This is a genomic window from Pseudoalteromonas sp. GCY (assembly GCF_016695175.1).
Taxonomy (GTDB): domain Bacteria; phylum Pseudomonadota; class Gammaproteobacteria; order Enterobacterales; family Alteromonadaceae; genus Pseudoalteromonas.
Window position 1 is genome coordinate 1161352 of sequence record NZ_CP068022.1, and the last position, 24681, is coordinate 1186032.

The 24681-nt window shown below is 43.4% G+C and carries 20 protein-coding genes, 1 pseudogene and 1 riboswitch; of the genes and pseudogenes, 13 read left to right on the forward strand and 8 right to left on the reverse strand.

From position 1 onward, the window contains the following. Positions 1–422 precede the first annotated feature (422 nt). The 4 genes from JJQ94_RS04715 to JJQ94_RS04730 all read left to right on the forward strand — a co-directional run bounded on the left by JJQ94_RS04715 (position 423) and on the right by JJQ94_RS04730 (position 2381). Positions 423–821 (forward strand): immunity 22 family protein, encoded by a 399-nt coding sequence (locus tag JJQ94_RS04715; protein ID WP_099029429.1) that lies wholly within the window; start codon positions 423–425, stop codon positions 819–821. Positions 822–883: 62 nt separating this feature from the next. Then, entirely contained in the window at positions 884–1369 is a 486-nt protein-coding gene (locus tag JJQ94_RS04720) for a PoNe immunity protein domain-containing protein (protein WP_236596448.1), read from the forward strand. Positions 1370–1470: 101 nt separating this feature from the next. Beyond that, positions 1471–1854: a hypothetical protein gene (locus JJQ94_RS04725; protein WP_172439902.1), complete on the forward strand. Its 384-nt coding sequence runs from the start codon at positions 1471–1473 to the stop codon at positions 1852–1854. 263 nt (positions 1855–2117) lie between these two features. Beyond that, on the forward strand, positions 2118–2381 hold the full coding sequence (locus tag JJQ94_RS04730; protein WP_088532750.1) for a hypothetical protein: 264 nt from the start codon (positions 2118–2120) through the stop codon (positions 2379–2381). 143 nt (positions 2382–2524) lie between these two features. Here the strand turns inward: JJQ94_RS04730 and JJQ94_RS04735 are convergent, their stop codons facing one another. Next, entirely contained in the window at positions 2525–3058 is a 534-nt protein-coding gene (locus JJQ94_RS04735; protein WP_099029430.1) for a DinB family protein, read from the reverse strand. A gap of 186 nt (positions 3059–3244) precedes the next feature. Between JJQ94_RS04735 and JJQ94_RS04740 the strand changes: the two genes are divergently transcribed. Both JJQ94_RS04740 and JJQ94_RS04745 read left to right on the forward strand, forming a co-directional pair. Further along, positions 3245–3973: a glutathione peroxidase gene (locus JJQ94_RS04740; protein WP_099029431.1), complete on the forward strand. Its 729-nt coding sequence runs from the start codon at positions 3245–3247 to the stop codon at positions 3971–3973. A 133-nt stretch (positions 3974–4106) separates the two neighbouring features. Next, positions 4107–5567, forward strand: a complete 1461-nt coding sequence (locus tag JJQ94_RS04745) for a dihydrolipoyl dehydrogenase (protein ID WP_099029432.1) — start codon at positions 4107–4109, stop codon at positions 5565–5567. 44 nt (positions 5568–5611) lie between these two features. Here the strand turns inward: JJQ94_RS04745 and JJQ94_RS04750 are convergent, their stop codons facing one another. From JJQ94_RS04750 to JJQ94_RS04760, 3 genes are read right to left on the reverse strand one after another with little or no spacing between them, the layout of a single operon-like run. Beyond that, positions 5612–8038 carry an ABC transporter permease gene (locus JJQ94_RS04750; RefSeq protein WP_099029433.1) on the reverse strand — a complete coding sequence of 809 codons (2427 nt, stop codon included), beginning with the start codon at positions 8036–8038 and terminating at the stop codon, positions 5612–5614. Next, positions 8031–8720: an ABC transporter ATP-binding protein gene (locus tag JJQ94_RS04755; protein WP_099029434.1), complete on the reverse strand. Its 690-nt coding sequence runs from the start codon at positions 8718–8720 to the stop codon at positions 8031–8033. The genes JJQ94_RS04750 and JJQ94_RS04755 overlap by 8 nt, the downstream gene beginning before the upstream one ends. A 22-nt stretch (positions 8721–8742) precedes the next feature. Beyond that, complete coding sequence (locus tag JJQ94_RS04760) at positions 8743–9990, reverse strand: efflux RND transporter periplasmic adaptor subunit (protein WP_099029435.1); 1248 nt, start codon at positions 9988–9990, stop codon at positions 8743–8745. A gap of 175 nt (positions 9991–10165) precedes the next feature. On the opposite strand from JJQ94_RS04760, the gene JJQ94_RS04765 reads away from it, so the two are divergent. From JJQ94_RS04765 to JJQ94_RS04790, 6 genes are all read left to right on the forward strand, one after another. Beyond that, entirely contained in the window at positions 10166–11542 is a 1377-nt protein-coding gene (locus JJQ94_RS04765) for a sigma-54-dependent transcriptional regulator (RefSeq protein ID WP_099029436.1), read from the forward strand. Then, complete coding sequence (locus JJQ94_RS04770; RefSeq protein ID WP_236596449.1) at positions 11529–12830, forward strand: sensor histidine kinase; 1302 nt, start codon at positions 11529–11531, stop codon at positions 12828–12830. The genes JJQ94_RS04765 and JJQ94_RS04770 overlap by 14 nt, the downstream gene beginning before the upstream one ends. 47 nt (positions 12831–12877) lie before the next feature. Further along, a complete protein-coding gene (locus JJQ94_RS04775; protein WP_099029438.1) occupies positions 12878–13480 on the forward strand; it encodes an alpha-ketoglutarate-dependent dioxygenase AlkB in 603 nt (200 codons plus the stop codon). Positions 13481–13487: 7 nt separating this feature from the next. Beyond that, positions 13488–14207, forward strand: a complete 720-nt coding sequence (locus JJQ94_RS04780) for a nitrilase-related carbon-nitrogen hydrolase (RefSeq protein WP_099029439.1) — start codon at positions 13488–13490, stop codon at positions 14205–14207. Positions 14208–14278: 71 nt separating this feature from the next. Beyond that, a riboswitch (yybP-ykoY riboswitch) is annotated at positions 14279–14448 on the forward strand. Positions 14449–14455: 7 nt separating this feature from the next. Then, positions 14456–15019: a manganese efflux pump MntP gene (locus JJQ94_RS04785; protein WP_099029440.1), complete on the forward strand. Its 564-nt coding sequence runs from the start codon at positions 14456–14458 to the stop codon at positions 15017–15019. 436 nt (positions 15020–15455) lie between these two features. Then, positions 15456–16133 (forward strand): LiaF domain-containing protein, encoded by a 678-nt coding sequence (locus tag JJQ94_RS04790; protein WP_099029441.1) that lies wholly within the window; start codon positions 15456–15458, stop codon positions 16131–16133. 70 nt (positions 16134–16203) lie between these two features. Here the strand turns inward: JJQ94_RS04790 and JJQ94_RS04795 are convergent, their stop codons facing one another. After that, positions 16204–18369: a M3 family metallopeptidase gene (locus JJQ94_RS04795; RefSeq protein WP_099029442.1), complete on the reverse strand. Its 2166-nt coding sequence runs from the start codon at positions 18367–18369 to the stop codon at positions 16204–16206. A 238-nt stretch (positions 18370–18607) separates the two neighbouring features. Between JJQ94_RS04795 and JJQ94_RS04800 the strand changes: the two genes are divergently transcribed. Beyond that, positions 18608–19183, forward strand: coding sequence for a DJ-1/PfpI family protein (locus JJQ94_RS04800; protein ID WP_099029443.1), 576 nt, complete (start codon positions 18608–18610; stop codon positions 19181–19183). 42 nt (positions 19184–19225) lie between these two features. On the opposite strand, the gene JJQ94_RS04805 is transcribed toward JJQ94_RS04800, so the two are convergent. From JJQ94_RS04805 to JJQ94_RS04815, 3 genes and pseudogenes are all read right to left on the reverse strand, one after another. Further along, positions 19226–22624 (reverse strand): ATP-binding protein, encoded by a 3399-nt coding sequence (locus JJQ94_RS04805; protein ID WP_099029444.1) that lies wholly within the window; start codon positions 22622–22624, stop codon positions 19226–19228. A gap of 154 nt (positions 22625–22778) precedes the next feature. Further along, positions 22779–23762, reverse strand: coding sequence for a glutathione S-transferase family protein (locus tag JJQ94_RS04810; RefSeq protein WP_099029445.1), 984 nt, complete (start codon positions 23760–23762; stop codon positions 22779–22781). Positions 23763–23771: 9 nt separating this feature from the next. Beyond that, a pseudogene (locus JJQ94_RS04815) lies at positions 23772–24599 on the reverse strand (pirin family protein). Between the last annotated feature and the right edge of the window lie 82 nt (positions 24600–24681).

The following is a 24681-nucleotide window of genomic DNA, read 5'->3' on the forward strand; positions in this document are numbered from 1 at the left end:
TTCAATGAGTGGTTTGACTCAAGAACGCCTGACGAGCTTTCCGAGCTGTATAAAAAGCAGTCGTTCAAAAATAAAATCTCTGATGGGCTTAGGGGCTCAGGAGGTAATCACGAATTCCTTATGGTTGTCGAAGCTCCTCAGTGGAGTAAATGGGGAGTTAGTGCTAGGCAAGTCCAAGAAGATTTTGCTATACCTATATCGACTCTCAATGAGAGTCTGGCTAAGGGCTGGAAGCATGTGACAGGAATTAAGGGATCAAGAGCTCCAAATTCGAAAAAAGTCCACAATCAATTGCAAAAAATAATAAAAAGATCCGAAAGTCTAGACGACTTTAAAAACAATATCAGGGAATGGGCTGAAATGTGGATTGAAGGTGGTTATAATTCATTACCTAAAGGATTTCATAAATAAGGCGTATTAAAATGACCAAAGAGAAATATGTAGAAGAAGACGACTATTATACTCAGGGGTTTGAAAAAGAAGGTGTTGTTTCTATATGGCTTGGAGTTGAAGCTGCGGATGAATCTGTAGAAGTTGATGTTCTACAAGATCTGTGTGGCGTTGGTTATTATGACTTAGCAAATCAAGAATCTGAGTATATAGAGTCAGGAGTTGTCGATATTGCTGAACTTTTTACAGAAATATCTTATGCAAGTTCCTTTGAAAAAAGTGCCATAGACTCTGCTAAGTCAATCGGTATTACCAAAGCAAAGTGGCTTGTTTGTCAGTTTGATTTTGATTATGACCCTAAAAAAATAACACGCTCTGTTCAAAGTGACCCTGTTTTTATCGGTTCATTTGCTTATGAGGAAGATGATTAGAATCAGTTATAAGGCCTAGGTTACCTGCAAATCATCAAATATACCGCCATGCTATTGAAAAGTTGGGCGGGCAAATCGATGCTGTCGGCTCCCCTAATATCAATCGTTATATCTACACTTTGTGGTGGCTGGCTCTTTTACAAGCCTGTGATGTCGCTCCAGCTCATATTCAAGAAGTGCTCGATGTTATTGGCGAACGCGGCAAAGACACCTTACTTGATAATGTAGCCATTGCACTTGGTGATAACGATAGACCTATTTCGCCCACACACTACTACCCTGAAATTTATCAAAACCTTTCACTCGCTTTTACAGTACCCAATGAACAAAAGCCTGATTTACTCAACCAATTTGCACAAAGTTGGTACAGTAAGTTAGAGGGCATAGCGGACTGGCATGATAATCACAATTGTGAATGCGAATTCGAGTACACGGATTATTATATTGGTTATTGGTGCTTTGAATTAGCTTTAGTCGCTAATGTTCTAGAGATACCAAGAGAGTCCTTAGAAGATAGTGTTTATGTTCCGGTTGATTTAATCAGATAAACTTCTGCGCATGATTTTTAAGAAAGGATAGGCTGAACCACTTGGGTATTGCAGGGCTAAGCCGCTAACCTTCACTGACAGTAGTCAGCCCCTCGATTTCCATGATACCGATTATTGACCAAGTCATGGATTTACGAGATATCACCGGCATTGGTTTAGTGCCAGTTGTGGGCTCTGCAGTCAAAGGCGTAGGAAAGGTTATCTTAAAAAATACTGGAGAATCCCTCTGTGCTGCACTTGCCGTGCTGCGGCTTTTTACCCAAAGAAAAGTTGGTAAAGGCGACCCAGTTAAATACCTAAGAGACATCAACTGGCAAGACCTAGGAAAACAATCCGCCACGGAAGTAAAAAACATCGTCAAAGGCATGCAAGCCACGGTAAAACGCCTAGACGACGTCAACACCACACCAGAAAAGCATAACTTCTCAGCGGATAAACCACCTCCCACTACGCTATCCGGCTTGTGGTTTGAGGAGTCGGTGTGATGTGGGGCGACGTTTTCTTGATTCGCTCAATAGCGTTGTTTCAACGGAATAAACGAGGAGCGCATAAATACCACTTTAAGATATTTTTGGCTCTAACTACAGAAATGCGGTACGGGGAATAACTAGACTAGGTTCCAAGAAAAACCCCACTGGATACGAGGTTACAGATTTTTCAAACGGATACGCCAAAGCTATATATCTAATAGAAGATGGTAACATTAAATTGCACACATTATACCCTGAACTAAAGGAGTAAATATACGATGAATAAACTTGAAGATCCTTTAAGAACCATTTTAAAAACTTATTGTCATGTTGAAAGCTATGACCCCAGTATTTTGAGAAGAGCTGTCGGCATTGGAGAAAACTACCCTTATGACTTGATTAAAGTCAGAGCCCAACTTCGGGAGGCTATAGACTTAAATCTTATTTCACTAACAGAGTATGAAGAATTAACAGACGAAGATTTTGACTCCATAGAGGACCTTCATGAATGGCTAGAGGAGCTCTATTCAGAGTTATTGTGAAAGTTAGCGAGTGAAATTCTTCTTAACAGGCTTTACCGACCACGGTTTTTAAAGACCTGTAGAGCTAATGTCTAGCTTTACAACCCTTCTCATTGCTGCTAGCACAAAACACTAGACATAACTGGAGCCGTAAAGCCAGAACGCTAACCAAATGATGTGGGGATCCGAGCTAATAGATCGGTTTCTCCCATATCAATGCCAATCTGGCTGAGTAATGTCGTTATTTGCCCTCTATGGTGCGTCTGATGATTAAATAAATGATGAACTAAAAAACCAAACTTGCGAGAAAAGGTTTTACCTTGTGTGTTTTTGTAGTGTAAATCGGCTGCAAGCGCCTCCTCAGTGACTTCATTCGCAAACTCAATAATCACCTTATCCATTTCCGCCCTTGCCTGTCTCAACGCTGCAAAATCTTCATACAACATCGCATCAAGCTTTGTCGGCAGCGGCACCGTTGCTACAGCGTTCAGTGCTTCAACATCATGACTATGCTCTGTATAGCGCTTAAGCCAAATAATATCGGCAACAAGAATATGGTTTAACGATCCCATGATGGAGCCAAAAAAAGCCCCTCGATCTTGGTGTAATTCCGTGGCGCTCAATCCCGAAACGGCTTCATATAACCTTTCGTTCATCCAACGATTGTAATCCGCCATTAATTCAAAGTTTGCTTTCATCTAAATATTCCCTGTTCCTATAGAAATTGACTAACCTCAACTTAGCGGCATTGGCTAGGTTAAAAAAATACAAATATTTGAAGTTGAAAACAATCAATTTTATTGAACATTTTAATCTTAACTATCAATTATACAAATAAAAAGACGCGCGCCATAATGGCTACATCAACTTAAGAAGGAAAGCAAATGTTAAAGAATATTGAAGGTCAACACGTACCACAGGTTACATTCCCAATTAGAGAAAATGAAGAGTGGAAGCACGTCACCACTGATGAAATTTTTAAAGGCAAAACTGTGATTGTATTTTCTTTACCAGGTGCCTTTACACCAACCTGCTCGTCAACGCACTTACCGCGCTATAACGAGCTTGCTTGTGTATTTAAACAAAATGGTGTCGACGAAATCGTGTGTTTATCCGTTAATGATACGTTTGTAATGAACGCATGGGCACAGTATCAAGAAGCGCAGAATATTACACTGCTACCTGATGGTAACGGCGAATTCACTGACGGCATGGGCATGTTAGTTGATAAAAACGATTTAGGTTTTGGCAAACGCAGTTGGCGTTATTCAATGCTGGTAAAGGATGGTGTGATTGACAAAATGTTTATCGAACCAGAAAAGCCAGGCGACCCGTTTGAAGTATCAGACGCAGATACTATGCTGGAGTACATTAACCCGCGCCAAATCAAACCAGAGCCGGTTACCATTATTAGCAAAATTGGCTGTCCATTCTGTGAAAAAGCCAAAGCCTTGCTAACAGAAAAAGGACTGGCATATGAAGAGCTGTTACTTGGTCAACAAGCATCGCTAACCAGTCTTAAAGCCTTGTCAGGTCGCGAAACCGTGCCGCAAGTATTTATCGGTGGTAAACACATCGGTGGCTCAGACGATTTAGCTGAATATTTCGCTTAATCATTAATCCCCCCACAACATGACTTGGTGAACTCGCTCGCCAAGTCAAAATGTTCCCCCTCAACACAACAAAACACGATGGCTAGTAACTGGCTGTCATGGGGGTTTACACTTTCTGATTTCGGAGCAAAAAATGAAAAAGATAAATACCGACGTAGTCGTGATTGGTGCGGGAACAGCGGGTCTCAGCGCCTATAGAAATGCCAAAAAATATACTTCAGAAGTACTGATGATTGAGTCTGGCGTATACGGCACAACGTGCGCGCGGGTTGGTTGCATGCCGAGCAAGTTACTGATCGCCGCAGCTGAAGCCGCACACCAAATTGAAGTCGCGCCCAAATTTGGTATTAATGTAAAACCCGCTGAAATTGACGGCAAAGCGGTTATGGCGAGAGTGAAACGTGAGCGAGATCGCTTCGTTGGCTTTGTAGTCGAAGCTGTCGACGAGCTACCTGAGCAGGATAAACTACGCGGCAGTGCAAAATTTATCAACAGCCATACGGTACAGTTGGACGACCACACTCAGATCACAGCCAAACGCTTTGTTATCGCTACAGGTTCAAGACCTAGCTACCCCGGTGCCTTTAATAATTTTGGCGACCGCTTAGTCATTAACGATAACGTTTTTGATTGGGACGACTTACCCGACTCAGTAGCCGTATTTGGCCCCGGTGTGATTGGCTTAGAACTAGGTCAAGCGCTACACCGACTTGGCGTAAAGGTCAAAGTATTTGGTGTCGGCGGTGGCCTTGGACCACTAACCGATCCAATCGTCAAAGACTATGCCACCACCTTGTTCAGTGATGAGTTTTACCTCGACACAGATGCCAAAGTATCAGACATGAAACAGGTCGGTGACAAAGCCGAACTTACCTACATTGACAAACAAGGGAAACCACAAACCGAGCAGTTTGACTATGTGTTGGCAGCCACAGGCCGTGTGCCCAATGTTGATAACCTTGGGCTAGAAAATACCACGCTTGAGCTTGATGACCGAGGCGTACCACTAGCCGACCCACATACCATGCAATGTCTTGATGGCTCAGGTAACGCACCTATTTTTATTGCGGGTGATGCCAGTAACCAAATTCCGCTTCTACATGAAGCCGCAGATCAGGGCACGATTGCAGGTGAAAATGCCGGTCGCTTCCCAGATGTGAGAGTGGGACTGCGCCGCGCAAGGCTGGCCGCTGTATTTAGCGACCCACAAATTGCTATGGTTGGAGCAAGTTATAAAGAACTGGAAAAGCAATATGGCAATTGCAGCTGTTTTGCCATCGGTGAGGTGAGCTTTGAAAACCAAGGCCGCAGCCGCGTGATGTTAAAGAACAAAGGCCACATGCGAGTCTACGCTGAGCAAGGCACCGGATTATTCTTAGGTGCCGAATTTGTCGGCCCTGCTGCTGAGCATATTGCGCATTTACTTGCTTGGGCGCTACAAAACAAGATGACCGTGCCACAAATGCTCGAAATGCCTTTCTACCACCCAGTGATAGAAGAAGGCCTAAGAACGGCACTGCGAAATCTAAATGCAAACTTGAAGTTTGGCCCAGATATTATCAAGCATTGTTTGGAATGTGGTCCTGGCGCTTAACTTATCTCAGTTCAGGCCTCATTGTGAGGCCTGTTTTGTTGCAATTACTCGTATCTTAATGATTTTACAGGTCGCGCTTGTGCGGCAACTAACGTTAACGAGCCAACCGTTAGCCAAGCAATTGCAAACGCTAAACTTGCTGCAATCAAAAATGGCACGAATGAAAGGTCAATACGATAGACAAAGTTGTTTAACCACTGCTGCATCACAAAATAAGCAAGCGGCCACGCGATCAGGTTTGCGATCAGCACTTGCTTTGAGAATTCCTTGTTGATCAATATCACGATATCCATCACGGAAGCACCAAGCACTTTACGCACCCCAATCTCTTTGGTGCGCCTTTTTGTGGTAAAAGAGGCAAGACCAAATAAGCCTAAACAAGCAATGAAAATCGCCAGCATAGAGAACAAATTAAACACAATGATTTCTTTGTCTTCCTGGCGATACATCTGCTCAAATTTAGTTTGTAGATAAGTCAGTTCCATTTCTTGTTCTGGTACTAGCTTGCGCCAAGTGGCCTCTATAAAGTCGCGAGTTTGTGCTGTATCACCTTGGAATTTAATCGCCATCGAATTGCCTTCATTCTCTCTTAGCAAGTGATACGTTGGGCTTATCTCTGTTTTAAGTGAAGAAAAATAGTAGTTTTGCGTCACGCCGATGATAGTCGCCATAGCGCTTGAATGCCGAGTTAATCGTACTTCAAATGTTTTACCAACTGCTTCATCAGCACTAAATCCTAAACTCTGTGCCGCCTTTTCATTAATCACAACCGAAAAACGCGGATTTGGCTCAGTCGCACTCGGCATCGCAAACTTATCTGCAGGAAAATCGCGACTAAACCCTCGGCCACTCAGTAATTTAATGTTGTAGCTGCTAAAGTAATCTTCATCTACAGCCAATGTCGGCATGGTTTGCGACAATTGTGTTTTGGGATTAACCATCCCAAAAGCATCGACAATGGTCTCTGTTGGTACTGCTGAACTTGCTGTCACACTGACAATATTTGGGTGAGAGAGCAACTGTGTTTTTAATGCGCTACGCTGTTGACTGGCGATGTCTGTATAAAGGCGGCTCAGCACAAAAGTATTGTCTTTGTCATAACCGAGTTCTATGGCTCTGGCGTACTTTAGTTGCTGGTTAGATACCGTGGTGGCGATAATAAGCACCACGGCGACACTAAATTGAAATACCACCAGCCCTTTACGCAGCAACGCGCCAGATTTACCCTGTGTTACTTCTCCTTTTAGCACTTTAGCAGGTTTAAAGCGGCTTAGATAAAAGGCAGGGTATGCGCCTGAGATTAAGCCAACGAATAACCCTAACAGCAACAGCGTAGTCAACACTAACGGCTCTGAATAGAAGTCAAAACTGAGCGGCTTGCCAATAAAGCTCGCAAACAAAGGCAAACCTGCCTCAACCAGAGCTATAGCAATGATCAACGCGATATAACTCAACATCATCGCCTCAACCACAAACTGCATAACTAAATGCTGCTGTTTAGCTCCTAATGTCTTACGTACTCCCACTTCCTTTGCGCGCTTGGTTGCTGTGGCAGTCGACAAATTCATAAAGTTAACACACGCAATAAAGAGAATAAGCGCTGAAATAACACTAAACGAATAAACGGTATTGATATCACCATTTTCTTTCATTTCACCATACTGATGTGAGTGAAGGTAAATATCAGTGACAGGCATTAATTCAAAGCCAAGGGTGTCGCTAGTTCCCGGACCATAATGATTTTCTAAATAACTTGGGATTTTTGCTTCAACATCTTCACCGGTTACCCCATCCGCTAATTTAACGTAGGTGAAATAGTTAAAACTTGGGTCACGCTGCCAGCTGTTATCACCATAATAAGTGGTGGCCGTTGCCATACTGATCAGCGCAAAGACGTTTAAATGGGTGCGCAGTGGCAAGTCTTTTATCACGGCGCTCACCTTTAACGGTAGTTTTCCTGCACCAAGTAAAGACTCTCCAACAACATTCGTGCGACCAAAATAGAGCATTGCAGCTGCTTGGGTTAAAACAATGGTGTTGGGAGCCTTGAGTGCCGACTGACGCTCTCCGTCAATTACATCTAAGGAGAAAAAATCGACAAAGTTGGGATCAGCGAGGAATACACCATCATGAAGAAAACTTTCCTTGCCTTGCCCAAGCGCAACGCTCACTTCTCGAAAGCGCGTAGCATCAACCACTTCTTCAAAATGTGCTTGATAGTTTTCAGCGTTAAATACTTGCCCTTGCGCATAGTATTGTTCAGGCGCACTTGGCGGCATCCATTTAACAGACGAGCGATAGATTTGCTCATGACCCTTAATAAACTTGTCGTAACCCAGCTCAGATTCAACAAAGATGGCCATACTGATACAAATAGCTAAACCAATCGCCAAACCCAAAATATTGATTGTTGAGTAGAGCTTTTGTTGCAGTAAGCTGCGATACGCGATTAACAAGTAATTTTTAAGCACAGCGAACCTCCTGCATTTGGCTCGAAACAATATGGCCATCCAAAACATGGATCGTGCGATGCGCGTAATTTGCATGATGATCTGAGTGCGTCACCATGACTATCGTTACCCCTTCTTGATTAAGTTGTGCTAACAGCCCCATGACTTCTTCACCATTTTTTGAGTCAAGATTACCGGTTGGCTCATCCGCTAGAATCATTTTTGGCTTTGCAACAATGGCACGCCCAACTGCAACCCTTTGCTGCTGACCACCTGAAAGTTGCTGTGGGTAATGATCTTTGCGATGCGCAATATTCACTTTTTCCAGCACGGCTGTCACACGCAGTGCTCGCTCGGCTTTGGGGATCCCCTGATAAATAAGCGGAAGCTCAACGTTCTCATATACAGTGAGCTCATCGATAAGGTTAAAACTTTGGAAGATAAAACCAATATTGTCTTTACGAATATCAGCAAGCTGACCTTCACTTAAATGGCTGATGTCCTTGCCATCAAAAACATACTCGCCACCATCAATATGGTCTAGCATGCCGATGATATTGAGTAAGGTAGACTTACCTGAACCAGATTGTCCCATGATAGCAACGAACTCGCCACGCTCTACGGTCACAGTGACATCCTCAAGGGCGTAAGTCTCAACCAGCTCAGTACGAAAAACTTTATTTATTTTAGTTAGATGTAACATATTCTTTTGCCTTTTAATTCTATTAACGAGTCAAACTGACCGACTGCATGTCTTTAAAGCTGCTGTAACTTGAGGTGATCACTCGGTCGCCGACCGCCAATCCATCAAGTACTTCAATATATTTGTTGTTACGCTCGCCAAACGTCACCGATTTCTTCACCGCCACTTGACTGCCCTGCTCTAGTACAAATACCCACTTGCCACCGGTATCCTGATAAAATCCGCCATTTGGTATTAAAGTCGCAGCTTTCGCTTCTGCTAATAACAACTCCAACTGTAAACTTTGACCTCTACGAATGTCGCTGGGCAGCGCACCATTAAAAGTTAAATCCACTTCAAAGCGACCATTTGACACTTCGGCATAGACCTTTGCAAGCGTTAGCTCATAGGGCTTCCCTTGCAGCGTTAACCTTGCGGTTTGTCCTGCATACACACGGCCTAGGTAAAACTCATCAATTTGGGCCGACACTTTATATTCAGACACAATATCAACTTGCCCCAAACGTGATCCTCTCGCCTTTGACGCACCTAATTCCGCATCTAGCGCAGTCAATTGACCATCCATAGGCGCTTTGATAATTAGGTTTTCAAGATTTTTACGCGCAAAACCCAAGTTTTTATTGAGCTGCTCGACGCTGTCTTCTAGCTGTGCAATTTGTGCCGCACGGATTTTTTCATCCTGTTGCTGCTGCTCAATAATTAACTTGCGGCGGTTTTTTAGATACTCAGTTTCATCTTCGGCCGCTTGTAGCTCATCTTTTGAAACTAAATTACCGCTACCAAGGCGCTTGAACTGTGCAAGCTTTCGCTCACTTTGACTTACCTGAAAATCTAGCTCTAATAAGTTTCGTTTTAAGTTTAAACGGTTTTGATCTATCGCTAAGCGGGTATTGTGTAGGTTATTTAGCTGCTCTGAGATCTGCGCCTCACGGGAAATCACATCTAGCTGCAAACTGGTGTTGCTCAGTGCAAGCAGTTTGTCACCCCTTTTAACCATCGCACCTTCTTCGACGAAACGCGCTTCGACTCGTCCACCTTCGATGGCATCTAGATACACAGACTTACTCGGCATGATGCTTCCTCTAAGCGGAATGAGATCATGAAACTCGCCCTTTGTCACTGTACTTATCTTGACTTTATCCATCGCCAGATTAACACGATCCCCGCTGCTACTCGCCGCACTATCAAATGCAAAATACGCTACCACGATTACAGGTAGCGCCAGCCACCACAGCTGAAATCTTTTGTTAGGTATTATTTTTCTGTCCATTTTGTCACTCTCTTGAGTTTAGGTTAGCCTAATAACTCAAGTTGCGTGCCAAACTAAAAAACAAATAAAAATCAAAAACATAAAATAATTCTATAGAATAATGGAACAAAAGAGTGTAAAAAAATTAAACACCTAGTGTACGATATCGTACAGTTTGATGAGGAAAGGAAATGTAATGACTATCAGCGATAAGGCAATTTTAGTTGTCGACGACAACAGCGAAATTCTCGTCGCCACGAGAATGTTGCTCAAACAATATTACAAAAAAGTCGTGACGCTAGATAATCCCCACGATATCGCTAAAACAATGTCGGAACAGGACTTTGCACTGATATTGCTCGACATGAATTTTACTCGAGAATCAACCTCCGGCGCCGAAGGATTCTACTGGCTAAAACAAATAAAAGCCTTGGATGAAGATGCCGTGGTTGTGCTCTTCACCGCCTATGGCGACCTCACGATGGCGGTGGATGCCATCAAACTTGGCGCCAACGATTTTGTCCTCAAGCCTTGGCAAAATGAAAAGCTACTCGCAACGGTTGCCAATTGCATCGAGCTGAGCGAACAACGGCAAAAGTCCAAGAAGCTCACGCAAATCGCACAAATTTCAATGGCAGCGCAAAACAAACCATTCGAGCATTTAATCGCCTCGAGTCCAGCAATGGAGCAAGTTTTTCAAACCATAGAAAAGGCTGCCAAAACCGATGCCAACGTCTTAATCTTAGGCGAAAGCGGCACTGGTAAAGAAGTCGTTGCCAGAGAGCTACATAAACAGTCTTTACGAAAAGACAATACTTTCATGTCTGTGGATATGGGCACGATCGCCAGCTCTTTGTTCGAAAGTGAATTGTTTGGCCATATGAAAGGCGCATTTACAGATGCGAAAAGCAATAAACCAGGTCGCTTTGAGCTTGCGGAATCTGGTACTTTGTTTTTGGATGAAATAGCCAATATTCCGCTTGAGTTACAGGGAAAGTTACTTACTGCGATTCAAAATCGAGTGGTTACACCAGTAGGTGGCTGCAAACAAATAGAGGTTGATCTGCGCCTTATCACCGCAACCAATATGAATTTGTATGACATGGTGCGCGAAGGCAGTTTTCGTCAGGACTTGTTATACCGCATTAATACCGTAGAGATCACACTTCCTGCACTACGAGATAGACCCCAAGATATTCCACTACTTATTGAGTTTTATGCTGATCTATACAGCAAAAAGTACAAGCTCGCGTGTAAAACGATCACCGACAAAATGATGGCTGATTTAGTCAAGTATCAATGGCCTGGTAACATCCGAGAATTACAACACTTGGTTGAACGCGCTGTTATTTTATCTGACTCAACCCAATTGCAGTTTCAGCTCGCCAGTCCAGCTGCAAGCTCAAAGGAGAGCGCAGGACTTCTTGGCACTTACAATCTCGCAGAAATAGAGCAGCACACCATAGAGCGGGCGGTTCGAGACTTTAAAGGAAATATCAGCCATGCGGCTAAAGCGCTTGGGATCACCCGAGCGTCACTGTACCGTAAAATGGAGAAGTATGATGTGGAATAATAGCCTCGTTCGCATGACCATTTTTCAACTCGCAGCCATTTTATTCGCCACACTTGGTGTGTTGGGCTTTCTCCACAGCTACGTCTTTTTGTTTAGTGGTTTATCCATTGCGATTGCAGTCCTATTCACAGTGCTGTCTATTGCCACACTGAAAAGACAAAAACAACAATTCGAAGAGGTGTTTACTGCGCTCAAGTATCAAGATGGCAGCTTTAGAATTGATAATAAGCACCCAATAAGTAAGCAAGCACTTACAACCTGTAACGAGCTTATTCAGAAAGCTCAGCAAGATAAAACCAAGCAGGCAGAGCTCGTCACCACTTACGAAACCATGCTACAACACATAGAAGCAGGTCTGATCCTTATCAAAAATGGCCACACCATTTTGATTTGTAATAACAGTGCAAAGCAATTATTGGATATTCGCGGCGCAGAGTCTGGACACTCACTACTTGCAGCACACCCAGAACTTGAACAAGCCAAAGTAGGTAGTCACATCGCCAAAGACTTACTATTTAAATATTTTACGTTTTCCAATCAAGGCAATCAGTACCAACTTTGGCTTTTCACCGCAATTTCAGAGCAGCTAGAGAGCACCCAAATCGAATCTTGGCAAAAGCTGATCCGAGTGCTTATCCATGAAATAGGAAACTCCGTCGCACCGATTTATTCGCTCTCAAATACGCTAGTTAATATCACCAATAATCAGTTAGCCGAAGCGGTGACAGACCAAGAACTTGTCGAAGACTATCTGCAAAGCCTGCAAGCGATTGGTATTAGAAGCCAGTCTTTACTTGGCTTTATAGATAACTACAGAAAGCTCACACATATTCCTGAACTTGACCTCCAACCGCTTGCGGTACAGACTTTATTTGACGACATTACGCCGCTGATAAAAAGCGACTTTAGTGACGCCAATATCACCCTACACTTTGACGTGACGCCCGCTGCGCTAAGCATTAATGTTGATAGAAAGATGATAGAGCAAGTGCTGCTCAATCTACTAAATAACGCCAAAGATGCCATGAAAAATAACAACCAAGAAAAAATAGTGACTGTATCAGCAACGATTAATCGCTACGGCAAATGTGAGATCAAAGTTGCTGATAACGGGGAAGGAATAGAGCCCAGCGCACTTGATAAAATATTCGTACCATTTTTTACCACAAAATCTCATGGCTCTGGAATTGGACTTGCACTCAGCCAGCAAATTATCCATCGCCACAAAGGGCGGATCAGCGCAACCTCTGAAGTAGGGAAAGGAAGCTGCTTTAGTGTCTTGCTTTAGTGCTTTTCTTTTTGTTAAAGAAAAATAGCAACAACAAGGAATTAGTCATGAAACTTCCACTTATCGATAACGCCGAGGCAGAGTATATTCCAGCGTTTCTTACCAAGGCAGAAAGCCATTCACTGTATCAGTGGTTAATCAAGCACTGTGATTTATCTCAGCCTGAAATCATCACCTTGCCTAACGGTGAAAATACAGAGATTAGACCCTGGAAAATGATGTTTGTAGAGCCAAGGCTCGAAGATCCAGCGGTGTTTCCTAGCTATCATGGTAGACGCCAAGCTTGGCCTGATTTGATTGCATTGATACAGCAGCGATTACAGACTCAAATAGGTATCGAATTTAGCGTCTGTGTCTGTATTTTTTATCCAGATGGTGAAGAGTATATGGACTTTCACAGTGATCTGTCCGCATTTGGGCCAACTAATGTTATCGCTTCTCTGAGCTTAGGTGCCGAGCGCTTGTTTCAAGTTCGTCATCAAGAAAATCCCGATGAGAAATTTGAACAGCAGCTAGAAGACGGTTCGTTATTCATCATGGGAAATGGCTTTCAAACGCAGTTCCAACATGCCGTACCTCCTGCACCTAAAGAGATTGGTGCTAGATTCAATCTGACCTTTAGGCAGTTTACTTGGCCCAATATTACGTAGGTGAACGATGAAAGTGGGGTTTTATCAATTTGCAGTCAACTATGGCGACCCTCAGTGCAACCGGACAACCATAGAAAAAACTTTATCACAGGCTGACTTTGATCTCATCGTCTTACCCGAATTATGTACTTCAGGTAGCCTCTTTCTTTGCCACACTCATATGGAGGAAATGGCAGAGGAGTTATCCAACAGCACAACTATCAGCCTGCTTCAATCTATCGCACAACAGCAACACGGTACTATTATTGCTGGCATCATTGAAAAGGCAGGCTGTGAGCACTTTAATAGTGCTGCTATAGTGGGCCCAGAAGGGATTGTTGGCGTACATCGCAAGATTTTTTTAGCGCCGCCCGATAAGCGCTTTTTTCAATCAGGTAATGCATTCAAAGTGCACGAAGTAATGGGTATTAAAGTGGGTATTTTATTATGCTACGACATCTGGTTTGAAGAGGGGCTGACGCAACTCACCGAGCAGGGCGTACAGCTCATTGTGAACCCTTCAAATTATTGTGGCGAAGACAGCCTTGATACAATCATAAAACAAGCCAAGAAGTATAAAGTCCATATTATGTCAGCCAATCGCCTAGGAATGGACCACTGCAATGACACGGGAATTCAATTTATCGGCCAAAGCCTTCTTGTGAACCCTAATGGCGAGGTACTTATACTCGGCGATGCTAAGGAGCAGCTTATCACAACCGAAATAGACTTCTTGACCCCGTCATAAAGGTAACGAGAATTATCACCGTCAGAAGCTGCTCAATTTTGGTTTTGCATCCACTGCAATTCTTGATATTATCGCAACTCGTTGGGGAGTAGCCTGCTTCCAATGCTCGGAAGAGTTCGTATCAACATAATTGGCCACATGCCATGGTGCGGACACCTCTCGGTTGGCGAGACCATCGATATATCCATGCCTGTGGTCGGGCGTGTGGATGTATCGTGGACTCAAATCGCCCGACCGGAGCAATGTAAATGAATTTCGTCACCCTGCTACTGTTAGCATATGCCATGTCTACCGATGCGTTTGCCGCTGCAATCGGTAAAGGCGCTAGCCTAAAATCACCTCGGCTTACCGAAGCCATAAAAATCGGCCTCATTTTTGGGGTTATTGAAGCTAGTACACCACTGATTGGTTGGTTAATAGGACAATCTGCAGCTGGTTATGTCGAGGCTTGGGATCACTGGATTGCCTTTTTCTTACTGTTAGGACTTGGCGCCCATATGATTTATGAGAGTCTCAAGGGTGATGACGATGCGCCAACACAACACGCAAAACAACCTTGGTTAAAAACCATTATCACAGCGTTTGGCACCAGTATTGATGCAATGGCTGTCGGTGTCAGTCTCGCATTTGTTGATGTGAATATATGGCTCGCCGCTGCGCTCATCGGCCTTGCCACCACCATGATGGTAACAATTGGTGTGATGATTGGGCATTCGGCTGGAAAGTTTCTTGGTAGTCGAGCTGAAACCTTTGGTGGAGTGATCTTAATCTGTGTGGGAACTTGGTTGCTATATAGCCACCTTTCGATTTAATCGCAAAAAGAGCGGTATATTTACCGCTCACTTACTTAATACCCTTTACGTTAGGGCTAATGGCTTTTAAGCCTTTTTAATCGCTTTTTTCAGCTTTTTGATTTTCGCTTCATGCTTTTCAATCTTTGCTTTACGCGCTTTCAGCTCTTTTTTAAGCGCTTTAACATCGCTTTTCTTCGCCATAACTAATCTCCTTTGGTTGTTTTGCGAACACCTACTACCATAGCAAAGTGACTGACAATATCAAACTACACCTGCGTTACCCGCCATATAAGAGTGGTAATTTTGACCAAATACTATTTTTTGCAACTAAATATTAGTAAATAAATAGACCAAATCGATATTATAAAATACTAACCATTTGTTTTATATGTGATTTAATATTGGCTTGGTTGTTGCTACTCTAACCACAAATCAAGAGAACGGAACCAACCATATGTCTGTACCATTAAAAGATAGACCTCTCGAATCCGTCAGGGAAGAGGTGATTGACCAGTTAATTCTAAATTACAGCCACGGTGAGCTTTCGGCTGATGCATTCGAGAGACGATTAGATCAAGCATACGACCTGAACGAACAAGAACAAATTGCAGCACTTAGTGCTGATTTACCGCTCAAGTCGGATGCAAGATATCACAGCGAAAAAGCAGCTCGTTTGGGTCCAAAATTTACCTCAAGCCTAGATGGTGCTGAGGCAATAAGCATTACCTCTATACTTAGTTCCAACCATCGCAGTGGCGAGTGGGTCGTACCTAAAGAGATCCACCTAAAAAACTACCTTGGCAGCTTGGAACTAGATTTTAGCAACGCAATTTTTAGTCACCCTGAAGTACATATTTATATAGATTGCATTTTAGGCAGTGACGAAATTTTTGTACCAGACACGGTCGATGTCGTCACCGATATTCGTAATATTATGGGTTCAGTAGAAAACACAAGAAATACGCTTGCATCTGCAGGGCAGGTGAAACAGCGTCCACGAATTTATATTCACGGCAGAATGATTTTGGGTAGCATTGAAGTTAGTGTAAAGCGCTCGATTAAAGCACAAATAAAGCAATTTGCCGACGGCCTTAAATCCCTATTTAGTGACGGCACGAAATCCAAAAGCTGAAGCTTAATAAAAAAACCCCTTGGCATCAAGTTCAGGGGTTTTTTATTATCCGAATAGCAGAGTAAACTTTTTACTTCTCTACAGGAAAGCCTCTATCACGCATCAGCGCCTCAACTTCAGCGTCACGACCTCTAAACTTGCGATACGCTTGTGCTGGATCCATTGAGTTGCGAACTGAGAATAGGTAATCCACTAAACGCTGTGCAACGTCTTTGTCGTAGAAGCCACCTGGCGCTTCTGCAAACGCTTCTGCTGCATCAGAAGTTAATACCTCAGCCCACAGGTAACCGTAGTAACCCGCTGAATAACCTTCACCTGAGAATACGTGACCAAAGTGAGTAGTGCGGTGACGCATCACTACCTCGTCCGGCATGCCGAGCGCACCTAACTGAGACTTTTCGAATGCAACAGGGTCGCCAATCTTGTCAGGATCTGTGGTATGGAAAAGCATATCCATGATAGCCGAGCCAAGGTATTCAGTCGTCGCGAAGCCTTGGTTAAAGGTTGCTGACTTCTTGATTTTCTCGATTAGCGCTTTAGGCATAGGTTTGCCTGTTTTATAGTGAACTAAGTAACGATTGATCACCTCGTCCGTTGCCAACCAACGCTCCAATAACTGAGATTGGAACTCGGTGTAGTCGCGCACGCCAGAGTTTGAACTTGGGTACTTCACGTTTGATGAAAGCGCATGCAGCGCGTGACCAAACTCGTGGAAATAGGTTTCTGCATCTGACCAAGAAATCAAGGTCGCTTCACCTTCTGGTGCTTTCACAAAGTTTGAGTTGTTTGAGCTAAGCACATTTGTTTTGCCATCAAATGTTGTATGGCTACGATATGATAAGGCCCACGCACCTGAGCGTTTACCTTTACGTGCGAACGGGTCTAAATACCAAAGGCCGATATTATCACCTGTGGTTTTGTCAGTTACTTCCCAAACACGAACGTCAGGGTGGAATACAGGCACCGAGCCCTTAGGCACTTCGGTGAACTCAAAGTTAAACAAACGGCCTGCAACATAGAACATTGCTTCACGCAGATTGTCTAGCTGTAAATAGGCTTTAACTTCGTTTGAATCCAATTGATATTTAGCTTGGCGAACCTTCTCGGCGTAGAAACGGTAATCCCATGGCTTGATGGTGATATCAGCGCCTTCTTTGTCGGCGATCGCTTGCATGTCAGCAACTTCTTCTTTCACGCGTGCAATTGCTGCTGGCCACACTTTTTTCATCAGCGCCATCGCGTTTTCAGGCTTTTTCGCCATGCGATCTTCAAGACGCCACTGCGCGTAATTATCGTAACCCAGTAAGTTAACGCGCTCATGTCTAAGCGTTAAGATGTCAGAGATAATCGCTTTGTTGTCGTACTCACCACCGTTGTTGCCGCGGTTATAGTAGTTGTTCCATACTTTCTCGCGTAACTCACGCTCTGTTGAGTAGGTTAAAAATGGATCCATTGAAGAGCGAGAGTTTGTAATCGCGTACATATCCGCCTTGCCGCGCGCTTTTGCAGCAGCCGCTGCCGATGCAACAAACGACTCAGGCAAACCTGACAACTGCGCTTTAGTGAGGTAAACCACGTAGTTTTCTTCATCTGCAAGGACGTTATTTGCAAACTTAGTATGTAGCTTTGATAGCTCAAGATTAATGTCTGCGTAACGCTTAGCGTCTTCACCTTTTAGCGTCGCACCATTGCGGGCAAAGCCGTTATAACGCATCCAAGTGATACGCTGCTCTTCTGCCGTTAGCTTTTTATATTCAGCGCCTTCATATACTGCTTTTACGCGTTCAAAAAGCGCTTGGTTTTGGGTGATTTTAGAGCTGAACTCTGAAAACTTAGGCACAACTCGCGATTGGATTTCTCTAAACTCTGGGCTTGAAATGTTTGCACTCCAAAGACCATAGTAGGTAAAAACGCGATCCAAAGCGGCACCCGCTCTTTCTAGTGCAACAATGGTGTTCTCAAAAGTTGGCTTAGCTGGATTGTTGGCTATTACTTCAATTTCTTTCAAATTATCAGCCATACCAATTTCAAGCGCAGCTTCTAAATCTTCAAGCTTCATTTTGTCAAAATGAGGAACGCCTTGATAAGGACCTGAAAACTCCTGCAAAAGCACGTTATCATATTGCTTACTTTGCAGTGATTTTACTGGTTCTTGGCTTTGGTCTGCCGTGCCCGCACAACCCGCAAGGGCTAAACATACGGCTGCACTTAATAATGTGATGGAAGGTTTGAACATATTGTTTCATCGCTTGTTGTTATCGTGGATAAGATATTACGGATCGTCTCTAAAAGTGCAATCGCTTTGCGGGAAAAGCAAGGTTCTCTGCGATGGAGCAGAAAAGCCCGAGTTCATAATAGCTTGAAGGCAGTCAGACAAAGATTAAAAGTGTTTTTTCATGGGTTGTTACAATTTACCTTGAAAATTTAACTAAAATCAGCCAAGTTAGTAAAAAACTGATCTGTGGGAAGAAATAATGGAAGTTGGTATTTTCATCTATGACGGTGCGGAGTGTTTAGATTTTTGTGGCCCGTTTGAGGTATTCAACACCGCAAAGCGATTTATCGAGACCCCGATTAATGTCAGCCTTGTCGCGCCAAGTCATGTTCCTGTAACCTCGCGTGGCGGCATGAGCGTAAACCCCCATTACAGTATCTACTCGCATCCAAAGTTTGATTTGCTCATCGTTGTCGGCGGACTTCATCACCAAATTTGCAGTGATCACAACGTACTTAATTGGCTTGCAGAAACAGCGAATCATACCTCTCAGTGCGCATCTGTTTGTACAGGTGTATTTTTATATGCCGAAGCAGGTCTCATTGATGGTAAGCGAGTCACCACCCACTGGCAGGATATCGACGATTTGAGAGAGCAATATCCCTCTCTTGAAGTCGTTGAGGACGTAAGGTTTATTATGGATCAAAATTTTACTAGCTCAGCGGGTATTTCAGCAGGTATTGATATGAGTTTAGAGCTGGTGAAAAAGCGCTTTGGGCAATCTGTTGCAAGAAAAACCGCAACTCAAATGGATTATGACTGGCCTAGAAATTAATAATGTTGAGTCTCACCATTATTAACTCTACTACACAAAGGCCTAGTCACTGCTGATACCTGCAAACTCTAGCTCACTCAGGCGTTTTTTCGCAAATACTACGACTTTATCGTATTCACTTTGCGCCTGTTCTAAATGTGATTTACACTGTTCAGCTTGATGTTCACGCGCATGGGCTTCTATTTTATCGAGCAAATCGAATAACGTTTCTGCGGCTAAATCACCGGCTTGGCCTTTAAGTGCATGACTGTAGCTTACTGATGCGTCACAATTACTATTTTTAATACTCAATCTAAGTTGCTGCATTTGATTTTCAGAGTCACTCAAGAACAAGGTGTACAACTTTTTAAGTAATTCTTTGTCTCCAGACAGTCGTTCGAGCACGTCAGCTTCGTTTATTGGCTGAGTAGCCTGTTCTTCTTCCTCGCTTTCGAAGGGGTGAATCAAGACGGAGTCGTCGCCTTTAGCATGCACACCTAGCGCATCTAGCACCTTAAATAGCTGCTCGACTACTACAGGTTTAGTAACAAACTCATCCATTCCCGCATTTAGACAACGCTCTTTTTCACCAGCAAGGGCGCTGGCAGTCATCGCAATAACGATTGCATCTTTGTACTTATCACCACCTTGACCCTGACGAATTGCTCTTGTGGCCTGATAACCATCCATGCCGGGCATATTGCAGTCCATAAAGATAGCATCAAAATCGACCTCTTGATGTTCAAATAGCAGTAATTTGTTCACTGCATCTTGGCCATCAACTGCAAAGCTAACTTTGGCCCCCTGCCCTTCTAAAATACCTTTTGCCACGATCCGGTTGATTTGATTATCGTCTACAACCAAAAAGTGGCAACCCGTCACCAAGTTACCACTTAACGCCACGGTATCACCTGACTTCTTCAAGCTAGGTTGCAATCTAATTGCTTTATTTAAATCAAATAGCGCGACAAACTCTCCAATCCGAAGAGGATCGGATATATGCACAATGTTGTCGGAATCGTTAATATGCTGAAGCTTGTCCCCCACCAAAATAAGTTTCTCAAATTGATTTTTAACTGATTTCACTTGAATGTAATCTTGCTCATTAGTGATGATGCATATATCACTATCCGCCCCCTTCTCAACGTACTCACCACCACATTTGGCAATAAGTTTAGCGATTGTGTCTGACTCCAATTTGGTTTTACTTAACACGGAGACCGTTTTGCCTGCTAATACTTCAGGCACGTTGATAGGCTTAGTTTGAGCACTAGAAAACGGCAATTCAAACCAGAACTTACTGCCTTTAAACTTCTCACTTTCAAAATGAATATGGCCGAGCATTTTTTCGACTAACTGCTTGCAAATTGAGAGTCCAAGCCCCGTGCCACCAAACTCGTTTGAAGTACTAGCAGATTCTTGGCTAAACGATTGGAATAGCTTGCTATGATTTGCTTTTTCAATTCCAACCCCAGTGTCTTCAACAATGACTTTAAGCCATACGGTGTCGTCTAGCTGCTCTGTGGTGACGGACAATTTAACGTGACCTTTTTTAGTGAATTTAATCGCGTTGCTGAGGAGGTTATAAATTATTTGCTTAACGCGCGCGGCATCCCCACACAGCTCAATATGTTCTAAGCCAGTTTGGTCTACAATATAAGCGATCTTCTGCTCCTTAGCTTTTGCCGACATAGAAAGCGCAACATGTTCAATTACAGAGAGCGGGTTGAATGGTTCATTATCAATGTCTAGCTTACCCGCTTCTATCTTAGATAGGTCCAACACATCGTTTATTAGCGATAAAAGCGTGCTTGAGCTAGTTTCCATCATCTCTAAATATTTGTGCTGCTGTTTAGTAACAGGCTCTTTCCTCACTAAGTTTAATGAACCTAAAATACCATTAAGCGGCGTTCTCATTTCATGACTGATAGTAGAAATAAATGCACTTTTCACTTCTGACGCCTTAGCGGCTTTATCACGTGCGTGCACCAGCTCTTTGGTACGCTCTTTTACTTCTTGTTCGAGTCGTTCATTTGCACCGACTAACTGCGCTTCCGCTTCTTTCTTCGCAGTAGTGTCTTCGACAAATAACGCCACCCCCTGTATACGTTCATTTCCTGCATAGATTGGTGATAAGCTAAGTGAAAGCCAGATAGTTTCATTTGCATTAAGGTCAAGTTGCAGTGATTTCGACTCCACCATTTCACCTTTCAATACCAAGTTGGCGTAGTGAAATAAAAACTGATGCACGGCTTCTGGCAGAAATTGCGAGTTGCTACCTAAACGACTGCTATTTAACTGCTTAAAAAAGTGCTTTGCCGATGCATTGAAGCTAGTTAGTTTGAGATTAGTATCAAAACCGAGTACTCCGTCAGATGCACCATCCAAAATCGCTTTAAACTCTGCTCGGGTGGAATCGAGCACGCGTAAACTGCTGGTGTATTGCCAAAACGCAAAAAAAATTAAGGCAAATACACTACAGGCAACGGCCAGTAAAACATAGGTCGTTAAACGTTTTTCGTTTAGACTTTGCTGATATTCAGAAAAAGAAATGAGATTAACCAGTTTGACGTTTAGGTCGTTAAAGTTGCCCCCTTCAACCTTGCTAATTAACGCTAAAAACTGTTCACCCGTTTGCTTTTCTTCCAGCAGTTGAACTTTATCGAACCATGGCGTAACGCTATACAATGTTTGAAAGCTAATTTCGGGATTTAAATCTTTGCTATATCGCAGCGAAAATTCTGGGTGATAGATAAACGAATCATCAGTGCCTAAGATCATGACTTTTTGTATATCAGGAGCTTGAGAGACGATTCTGTTTACTATCTTCTCAGCATTGGTATTAATCACCAATACTCCAAACAAGTCATTCTCAATGTCGTATGTTGGTAGCGTAAAGCGTTTGGTCGGTTGAAAAGGCGTGACAACTTTCCCATGCTCTCGATTCAAGTTAATCACTGTGGAGTAAATAGTTCGTTCCGATAGCTGCAACGCTTGAACATAATAATCGTGCTGGCTTTTGTCTTGTAATTTGCTATCAGGGACCGTGATCACTTGACCGAGTTGCCGCTCGACTCTTACCATTTCCATACCAGAATGAGCGTCAATTAGGCGGATCTGATTAATGCCTTCATAAGAATACAGCATTGACCTAAAAATCGTGCTCAGTCGCGCACGCCAAACGTCAAGTTGAGTATTTTCTTGTGGGTCAATACCATCGTTTTTTTCAGCTCTGGCTATACCCTGAATTGGAGGGGTGTCTAGCAGAAAATAAAGAAACCGACGATTGTCGTCAATTTCTCCCAAATAAATACTGTTTTGCGCCGAGTGAACCTGCTCTAACCGCTGGTAAAAGCTCTCGTTAAGGTCGCGATGGATACTATTTTCAAAATATAAGATGGCACTCACCATCACGGCGAGCAGTAGTGCAATAGCGCCCTTAGCAATATTGGAAGAAGACACATTTTCTCCTTGGACAGTGAGGCATAAAGACCCAAAATGCGTTTGCACTTAAGCACAAAGGGCATCTACAAGCAAACGCATTATTAAATCTAGTCCAAATAGAAACAAAGACAAAGATTACTTAACCTGAACTCGGGATAAGAAGTTAGGTTATTTACACCGTGATCCCTTTACGGTTATGAAAACGGTGATAATCAATGCTTGGTCCTTCTGGCACCACTTGGGTTGGATTGATCATCGTATGGCTAAAGTAGTAGTGCCTTTTAATGTGGTAAAAATCAACCGTATCTGCAATACCTTGGTGTTGGTATAAGTCACGCACATACGCAGAAATATTGGGGTAATCTTCGATTTGCTTAATATTGCATTTGAAGTGGCCATGATACACGCTGTCGAAACGGATGAGAGTCGTAAATAATCGCCAATCGGCTTCCGTTACTTGCCCTTTCACAAGATAACGTTGCGCAGCGAGTCTAGCTTCGAGCTTATCTAGCGCGTTAAATAACCCGCTTACCGCATTGTGATAAGCATCTTGGGTTGTCGCAAATCCGGCCTTATATACGCCATTGTTGATATTGTGATAAACAAATTCGTTTATTTCGTCGATTTCATGCTGTAGCACCTCTGGATAATAATCAGTGTCGTTTCCCGTTATCTGGTTAAACGCACGATTAAACATACGAATGATTTCACTCGATTCGTTGCTAACGATTTGCTCCGTTTGTTTATCCCAAAGGACAGGCACCGTGACTCGGCCCGAATAACTTGGGTCGTTTTTAGTATACAGCTGATGCATAAAACTTAGCTGATGCAAGTTATCACCGACTTCTGGACGCTGACTTGTAAAGCTCCAACCCTGACTTAACATATCTGGGTCAACAATCGAGACGTCGATATGCACCTCTAATTGTTTGAGCTGTCGGAAAATAAGCGTTCTATGAGCCCAAGGACACGCAAGGGAAACATACAAATGGTAGCGTCCGGACTCAGCTTTAAAACCCGCTTTACCCGTTGGCCCCGCACTGCCGTCTTCTGTTACCCAATTTCTTAGTTTTGCGGACTCACGCTCAAACTTGCCTTGGCTACTTTTTGTGTCATACCACTTATCGTGCCATTGACCATCGATTAATAATCCCATGTAAACCCCCTATACAATATTGCCGAAGCGTCCTTGTTGATAATCTCTAACCGCTTGATGAAGCTCCTCTTGGGTATTCATCACAAATGGTCCCATATGCGCTATCTTTTCATTAATTGGCTGCCCTGCAAGGATCAAAAAGCCAACATCATCCGTCGCTAAGAGAGCGAGGTTTTGACTTGGGTCAAGCTCAAGCAACGTTTGCTCCCCATAGTTTTCAAATCTGCCCGAGTGAATGTAGATCATCACCTTGCCAAACTGAGCCAGTTCAAGGTGTAATTGACTTCCCGCAGTTAAGGCCACATCGGCAAGTGCTCCCTCGCCTGCAAGAGACTGTAATGGCGATGTAAGCACTTCGCCCGCCACTTGCCATGTGCCAGCCAGAGCTTTGAAATGACCAGCTTTTGCTATCGCTTTTTGTGGTGCAGGGTGCTCAGTTGTATCTTGATATCTAGGCGCTCGCATTTTGTCTTTTGCTGGCATATTTAACTAAATTTGAAAGCCATGCATGCCTTCTGCGTCACCTAGCGGCATTTCTGAATGCACCACACCACGCCCGGTACTCATCCACTGCACATCACCGCTGCGAATGGCTTTGACATTACCCATTTGATCTTTATGCTCAAATCCACCTTTGCGAATATAGGTAAAGGTCTCAATACCTCGGTGTGGGTGCGGTGGGAAGCCAGCCATAAAGTCACTGCGATTATCTGATTTCAATTCATCAATCATGAGATAAGGATCTAGACTCTTGCCGTCAAACCCAGCAATGCGGTTAATATTTACGCCAGCACCATCTTGTGCTGCCTGTGCTTTGTTAATTCGGATAATTTTCATAATAGCTCTCGATTTAACCTGAACTTGGGATAATAAGTTCAGCTCAATTATTTAATGGTTAGCCTACCAATAGCCTACCAAA

Bases quoted from the DNA above. Each gene is read 5' to 3' on its own strand.
- JJQ94_RS04740 (WP_099029431.1), top strand. From the start codon at position 3,245: ATGTTAAAGAATATTGAAGGTCAACACGTACCACAGGTTACATTCCCA.
- JJQ94_RS04780 (WP_099029439.1), top strand. From the start codon at position 13,488: ATGAAAGTGGGGTTTTATCAATTTGCAGTCAACTATGGCGACCCTCAG.
- JJQ94_RS04785 (WP_099029440.1), top strand. From the start codon at position 14,456: ATGAATTTCGTCACCCTGCTACTGTTAGCATATGCCATGTCTACCGAT.
- JJQ94_RS04770 (WP_236596449.1), top strand. From the start codon at position 11,529: ATGATGTGGAATAATAGCCTCGTTCGCATGACCATTTTTCAACTCGCA.
- JJQ94_RS04725 (WP_172439902.1), top strand. From the start codon at position 1,471: ATGATACCGATTATTGACCAAGTCATGGATTTACGAGATATCACCGGC.
- JJQ94_RS04730 (WP_088532750.1), top strand. From the start codon at position 2,118: ATGAATAAACTTGAAGATCCTTTAAGAACCATTTTAAAAACTTATTGT.
- JJQ94_RS04760 (WP_099029435.1), bottom strand. From the start codon at position 9,990: ATGGACAGAAAAATAATACCTAACAAAAGATTTCAGCTGTGGTGGCTG.
- JJQ94_RS04795 (WP_099029442.1), bottom strand. From the start codon at position 18,369: ATGTTCAAACCTTCCATCACATTATTAAGTGCAGCCGTATGTTTAGCC.
- JJQ94_RS04735 (WP_099029430.1), bottom strand. From the start codon at position 3,058: ATGAAAGCAAACTTTGAATTAATGGCGGATTACAATCGTTGGATGAAC.
- JJQ94_RS04775 (WP_099029438.1), top strand. From the start codon at position 12,878: ATGAAACTTCCACTTATCGATAACGCCGAGGCAGAGTATATTCCAGCG.
- JJQ94_RS04790 (WP_099029441.1), top strand. From the start codon at position 15,456: ATGTCTGTACCATTAAAAGATAGACCTCTCGAATCCGTCAGGGAAGAG.
- JJQ94_RS04755 (WP_099029434.1), bottom strand. From the start codon at position 8,720: ATGTTACATCTAACTAAAATAAATAAAGTTTTTCGTACTGAGCTGGTT.
- JJQ94_RS04715 (WP_099029429.1), top strand. From the start codon at position 423: ATGACCAAAGAGAAATATGTAGAAGAAGACGACTATTATACTCAGGGG.
- JJQ94_RS04810 (WP_099029445.1), bottom strand. From the start codon at position 23,762: ATGGGATTATTAATCGATGGTCAATGGCACGATAAGTGGTATGACACA.
- JJQ94_RS04800 (WP_099029443.1), top strand. From the start codon at position 18,608: ATGGAAGTTGGTATTTTCATCTATGACGGTGCGGAGTGTTTAGATTTT.
- JJQ94_RS04765 (WP_099029436.1), top strand. From the start codon at position 10,166: ATGACTATCAGCGATAAGGCAATTTTAGTTGTCGACGACAACAGCGAA.
- JJQ94_RS04745 (WP_099029432.1), top strand. From the start codon at position 4,107: ATGAAAAAGATAAATACCGACGTAGTCGTGATTGGTGCGGGAACAGCG.